Source organism: Pseudomonas sp. HMWF006, assembly GCF_003061205.1.
GTDB classification, from domain to species: Bacteria; Pseudomonadota; Gammaproteobacteria; order Pseudomonadales; family Pseudomonadaceae; genus Aquipseudomonas; species Aquipseudomonas monsensis.
In genome coordinates this window covers 1-4,875 of sequence record NZ_QAIU01000502.1, presented here as the reverse complement: position 1 = coordinate 4,875, position 4,875 = coordinate 1, and the positions used below count along the sequence as shown (strand labels likewise).

Here is a 4,875-nt window from a genome sequence, read left to right as displayed (position 1 = left end):
TCTCCAGCCTGACGGTGCTGGGCATTACTCAGCGTACAGCCTATGCCGCAGCGAAAGCAGCGCTGGTCAGCTTTACCCGTTCGTGGGCGCTGGAACTGGCGCAGACCGGCATCACCGTGAACGCCGTCGCGCCCGGACCGACCGAGACCGAGCTGTTCCGCGCCAACAATCCGCCCGGCAGCGAAGGCGAAGCGCGCTATCTGGCCGGGGTGCCGATGGGCCGCCTGGGGCAGCCGGAGGAGATCGCCGCGGCGATCGCGTTTCTGTTGTCCGAGCAAAGCGGGTTCATCACCGGGCAGACATTGTTTGTCGATGGCGGCGCCTCTGTGGGCAAAGCCGCGTTCTGAGCAACACCTTATTGCCCGGTGGGGTTACGACAATTTTCAGACTTGCACAGGAATACCGATGGACCGTCTCGCCGCCATGGAAACCTTCGTCTACGTCGTTGAAACCGGCTCGTTTTCCGCCGCTGCCCGGCGCTTGAATATCGGCCAGCCGGCTGTGTCGAAGACCATCGCTCTGCTGGAAAAGCGCCTGGCCGTCAGCCTGTTGCTGCGCTCGACCCGCGGCCTGACCCCGACCGAAGCCGGGCTGGCCTATTTCGAGCGGGCCAAACGTGCCATCGACGAAGCCGACGAGGCCGACAACGCCGCCCGTGGCAGTGCAGGCGGTTTGAGCGGCAACTTGCGCATCAGCGCGGCGGTGACCTTCGGCCGTCTGCACATCGTTCCGCACCTGGGGGCGTTTCTCGATCAGCACCCGCAACTGAACATCGACCTGATGCTCGACGATCGCAACATCAACCTCGTCGAGGAAGGCATCGACGTCGCCCTGCGCATGGGCGCATTGACCGATTCGGGCCTGACCGCGCGCAAGATCGCCGATTGCCGCCGCGTGGTGCTCGGCACCCCGGCGTACTTCGCCAGACACGGCGAACCGAACTGCCCTGCCGATTTGAGTAAACACCAGGCCGTCGTCTACAACCTCGGCGGCGGCAACACCTGGCAGTTCGCCAAAGGCGCGGAACGACAATCGGTCATTATCAGTGGTCGCCTGCGCGTCAGCGCGGCCGAGGGCGTGCGCGAAGCCGTGCTGGCCGATCAGGGCCTGACACTCGCCTCCGAATGGATGTTCGCCCCGGAACTGGCCAGCGGCGCGGTGAAGACCGTCATGTCCGACTGGACCCTGCCCGACATGGATTTATGGGCGGTGTTTGCGACGGGAAGGATGGCGAGCGCCAAGGCGCGGGCGTTTGTCGAGTATGTGCAAGGGTTGCTGGCTAGCGAACATTAGCGCCCAGCGTTTCGTTTATTGCGATTTTCGTTTATTCGAATAAGGTCCCGACATCCCTCCTTTGCGAATGCCGGAACACCCCGTGTCGATCATCACCCATCCGCGGATTCGGCTACGGCCAGCGCTGCCGCTGAACAGCAACGACCACACTTGAAACTTCCAGCGCTGGATGTCGAACCTTTTCTCAATCTGCTGCAGCGCCAAGGCCTGATTCAATGGTGCAGGCATTGCGCAAGTTCGGCGCAATGCTCTGAAGACGCGCCCCCGAAACGCGGACAAAAAAAAACGGCGATCCAAAGATCGCCGTTTTTTCATTACTGCCCGAACTGTTTGCCCAATCCCGGCGGCACGCCGTGGATGTTGGTGTCTTCCCACGGACCGTTGGGGCTGATCGAGCGGCTCCAGCCGTTGTTCCAGCGGTAGTAGGTGCGCTGGCGGTAGAAAGTGTTGGGCTGGTCGTCGAGGACATAGACGCCGAGCTTCTGGTCCCAGTGGCTATTGCCACCCGGTGGCGGGGCGAAGCTGGCCGAGGTGCGTGGCACCGGTTTGGACGGTTTGGCCGGGATGCTTTTGCCAGGGGTTGGCGAGGTGGACGGGGTCGGGCTCGGCTGGGACGGCGGAATCGGCGGCAGATTGGTGGTCGGTTCCGGTCGTTGCACCGCACATGCACTCAAGCCCAGGGCCAGTGTGAGGACTGTGATTCGGGCGATGGTGTGCATGGCGGTGCTTTCCTGTTGTGTCCGGCTATTTGTCCGGGCTGTCGATGATCAGTTTTTGTAGCGCGGTGGTGCTGCTGGCCAGAGGCCCGCTGCGACCGACCCACTCACCAGCCGTTGGCTGGCCGGCGCGGGAGATGCGCGCAACCAGTTGGACTTCAGGGAAGTTCGACAGTTTCAACTGCGGCATCATCGCGTCGGCATCGCCCAGTTCGACAGTCACCGGTAGATCCGCCACGGTCAGGCGTTTGGCCGCCAGCGGTGCCGGCGGGCCGGAGGTGGCGCGGGCAAAGATGAACACGCTGTCGCCCGGCTGCACTTTGCTTCTGAGTTCGCTGGAAAGATCGACGCTGACTTTCAACAGTGCGGCTTTCGCGGCTATCGGTGCCTGAGCGACTTTGCCGCCGCTGGCTTCCAGACGCTCGGCGGCACGTTTGATCCCGCCTTGCAGCGCGGCGCGGGAGTTGTCGTCCGGCGGCAGTTGCGCCAGCAGACGATTCCAGTAGTCGATCGCCTCCTGATAACGCTCGCCCTCGAACGCGGCAATACCGAGCAGGCCAAGGCTGGTGACCTCTTTCGGATCGGCCTTCAGTGCTTCGTCCGTCAGCGCCTGGATCTTCGCCGACCACTTTTTGCCGTCGGCGAAATATTGCGCCTGGGCCCACTGGCCGAGCAGTTCCGGCTGACGCCCGGCGAGGTTGGCGGCGCGCTCGAACATCTTCGCCGCGTCCGCCGGACGCTCCTGAGCCATGTAGGTACGACCGAGGAAATACAGGCCCTCGGCAGAATCCGGTTGCGCCGCGACCGCACGCTCCAGACGCTGGGTCATTTCTTCCATCGACTGCGGCGCCTGGGCGAACTCGCGGGTCAGTTCGACCTTGTCGGCAGCACCAAAATGCAGGTACAGACCCAGGCCCAGTACCGGCACCAGGACGGCGGCCAGCAGCGGCAACGGTTTGCCCAGTTTCGACACACGTGGCGCGGCAACGCCTTCGGTATCGGCGAGCAGTTCACGGGCAGCCTCGGCGCGCCCGCTGTCCATTTGCCCGGCATCGAGTACGCCTTCGGCCTGCTGCGATTGCAACTCGGCCACGCGCTCCTGATACAACGCGACGTTCAGGGCAGTGCGATCCTCTTCACGCTGGGCGCGACGCTCACGCAGAACCGGGATCAACAGAAAACTCAGGGCGACCAGAAGCAACAGCCCTGCGGCAAGCCAGAAATCAATCATTCTTGGTTTTTATCCAACAGTTGGTCGAGACGCTGACGCTCTTCGGTGGACAGCGATGTCGGGGTCTCGGCGCGCTGGCCGCGACGACGGCGGACAATCACCGCGATCACCACGAAACCGCCAAGCAGCAGCCCGGCCGGGCCGAACCACAGCAATGCGGTCTTGGCGTTGAGTGCCGGTTTGTAACGGACGAAATCACCGTAGCGGTCAACCATGAAGTCGATGATCTGCTGGTTGTCCTTGCCCTCGCCGAGCATGCGGAAAATCTCTTTGCGCAGGTCGGCGGCAATCGGTGCGTTGGAGTCGGCAATGTCCTGGTTCTGGCACTTGGGGCAGCGCAGCTCCTTGGTCAACTCACGGAAACGCTCGCGATCACCTTCCTTGGCGAACTCATACGTGTCGATCGCGGCGTGAGCCATGCCGGCCAGACTCAGGCCCAGTACCACGGCGGCTAAAAAGCGCTTCATGGCTTGGCCTCATCGACCAGCGCCTGATACCTGGCGGCGAGTTTTTCGCGCCAGACCTGCTCGTCGATCACGCCGACGTACTTGTCGCGGATGATGCCCTTGGCGTCGATGAAGAAGGTTTCCGGGGCGCCGTAGACGCCGAGGTTCAGACCCAGCGAGCCTTCGTCGTCACGGATGTCCAGCACGTACGGGTTGTGGAATTCGGCCAGCCACTTCAAGGCATCGGCGTTGGTGTCCTTGTAGTTGATGCCGTAGATCACCACGCCGCGCTCGGCGAGTTTATTCAACACCGGGTGCTCGACCCGGCAGGAAATGCACCAGGTGCCCCAGACGTTGACCAGGGCAGGTTTGCCAAGAATGTCAGCCTTGGTCAGCGTCTTGTCGCCCTGCACGTTCGGCAGGCTGAATTCCGGGAATGGCTTGTTGATCATCGCCGACGGCAACTCCGCCGGATCGAGGTACAGACCGCGATACAGAAACACCGCCACCAGCAGGAAAATCGCCAGTGGCACCAGCATCAACCAACGTCTCATGCAGCCGCTCCCGTCATGCCCAGTGCTTCACGCACCTTGGCTTTCACCTTGACCCGATAACGCCGATCCAGCGCCGCCAGCAATCCGCCCAGACCGGTGAGCAGGCCACCGAACCAGATCCAGCGCACGAACGGTTTGACGTGAACCCGCACCGCCCACGCGCCGTTTTCCAGCGGTTCGCCGAGTGCGACGTAGAGATCGCGTGTGAAACCGGCGTCGATCCCGGCCTCGGTCATCATCGAGCTCTGCACCGTGTACAGGCGTTTTTCCGGGTGCAGCACGCTGACTTCCTTACCGTCGCGGATGACCCGGATGGTGCCTCTGTCGGAGGTGAAGTTCGGCCCTTCGAAGTGTTTGGCGCCTTCGAAGATGAAGTGATAACCGGCCAGGTCCATCGACTCGCCCGGCGCCAGACGCAGGTCGCGTTCAGCACTGTTCTGGCTCGACAACACCACACCGAGGGCGCATACGGCGATGCCGAGGTGAGCGATCTGCATGCCCCAGTAGCTGCGGGTCAGGGCTGGCAGGCCTTTGATCAGGCCTTTATGGCGGGTCTTGTCGAAGATGTCGCGCACGCCGGCCAGCAGCACCCACGCGGCGAGCAGGAAGGTCGCGATCACCGCCCAGTTGAAATC

Annotated in this window: 8 protein-coding genes; 2 read left to right on the top strand and 6 right to left on the bottom strand. The window is 62.9% G+C overall.

Features of this window, described 5'->3' with window-relative positions:
- Positions 1-347: SDR family oxidoreductase (locus DBR24_RS22270; protein ID WP_128615817.1), on the top strand; the 347-nt coding region annotated here is incomplete at its 5' end.
- Between the two features lie 58 nt (positions 348-405).
- On the top strand, positions 406-1,293 hold the full coding sequence (locus tag DBR24_RS22265) for a LysR family transcriptional regulator (protein WP_128615816.1): 888 nt from the start codon (positions 406-408) through the stop codon (positions 1,291-1,293).
- A gap of 15 nt (positions 1,294-1,308) precedes the next feature.
- On the opposite strand, the gene DBR24_RS22260 is transcribed toward DBR24_RS22265, so the two are convergent.
- The 6 genes from DBR24_RS22260 to DBR24_RS22235 form a co-directional block, all read right to left on the bottom strand.
- A complete protein-coding gene (locus DBR24_RS22260) occupies positions 1,309-1,521 on the bottom strand; it encodes a hypothetical protein (protein ID WP_128615815.1) in 213 nt (70 codons plus the stop codon).
- A gap of 86 nt (positions 1,522-1,607) precedes the next feature.
- A complete protein-coding gene (locus tag DBR24_RS22255) occupies positions 1,608-2,012 on the bottom strand; it encodes a hypothetical protein (protein ID WP_128615814.1) in 405 nt (134 codons plus the stop codon).
- Between the two features lie 25 nt (positions 2,013-2,037).
- Positions 2,038-3,240 carry a c-type cytochrome biogenesis protein CcmI gene (ccmI, locus tag DBR24_RS22250; RefSeq protein ID WP_128615813.1) on the bottom strand — a complete coding sequence of 401 codons (1,203 nt, stop codon included), beginning with the start codon at positions 3,238-3,240 and terminating at the stop codon, positions 2,038-2,040.
- Positions 3,237-3,707: a cytochrome c-type biogenesis protein gene (locus DBR24_RS22245; RefSeq protein ID WP_123465809.1), complete on the bottom strand. Its 471-nt coding sequence runs from the start codon at positions 3,705-3,707 to the stop codon at positions 3,237-3,239. Before DBR24_RS22245 ends, ccmI begins: the two co-directional genes overlap by 4 nt.
- Positions 3,704-4,240 carry a DsbE family thiol:disulfide interchange protein gene (locus DBR24_RS22240; RefSeq protein WP_128615812.1) on the bottom strand — a complete coding sequence of 179 codons (537 nt, stop codon included), beginning with the start codon at positions 4,238-4,240 and terminating at the stop codon, positions 3,704-3,706. The genes DBR24_RS22245 and DBR24_RS22240 overlap by 4 nt, the downstream gene beginning before the upstream one ends.
- A partial coding sequence (locus tag DBR24_RS22235; RefSeq protein WP_305889134.1) for a cytochrome c-type biogenesis CcmF C-terminal domain-containing protein occupies positions 4,237-4,875 on the bottom strand: 639 nt, incomplete at its 5' end. The genes DBR24_RS22235 and DBR24_RS22240, both read right to left, overlap by 4 nt.

What these genes read in the sequence shown, in the direction of transcription:
- DBR24_RS22265 (WP_128615816.1), top strand. Translation starts at nt 406, where the DNA reads ATGGACCGTCTCGCCGCCATGGAAACCTTCGTCTACGTCGTTGAAACC.
- DBR24_RS22260 (WP_128615815.1), bottom strand. Translation starts at nt 1,521, where the DNA reads ATGCCTGCACCATTGAATCAGGCCTTGGCGCTGCAGCAGATTGAGAAA.
- DBR24_RS22255 (WP_128615814.1), bottom strand. Translation starts at nt 2,012, where the DNA reads ATGCACACCATCGCCCGAATCACAGTCCTCACACTGGCCCTGGGCTTG.
- ccmI (WP_128615813.1), bottom strand. Translation starts at nt 3,240, where the DNA reads ATGATTGATTTCTGGCTTGCCGCAGGGCTGTTGCTTCTGGTCGCCCTG.
- DBR24_RS22245 (WP_123465809.1), bottom strand. Translation starts at nt 3,707, where the DNA reads ATGAAGCGCTTTTTAGCCGCCGTGGTACTGGGCCTGAGTCTGGCCGGC.
- DBR24_RS22240 (WP_128615812.1), bottom strand. Translation starts at nt 4,240, where the DNA reads ATGAGACGTTGGTTGATGCTGGTGCCACTGGCGATTTTCCTGCTGGTG.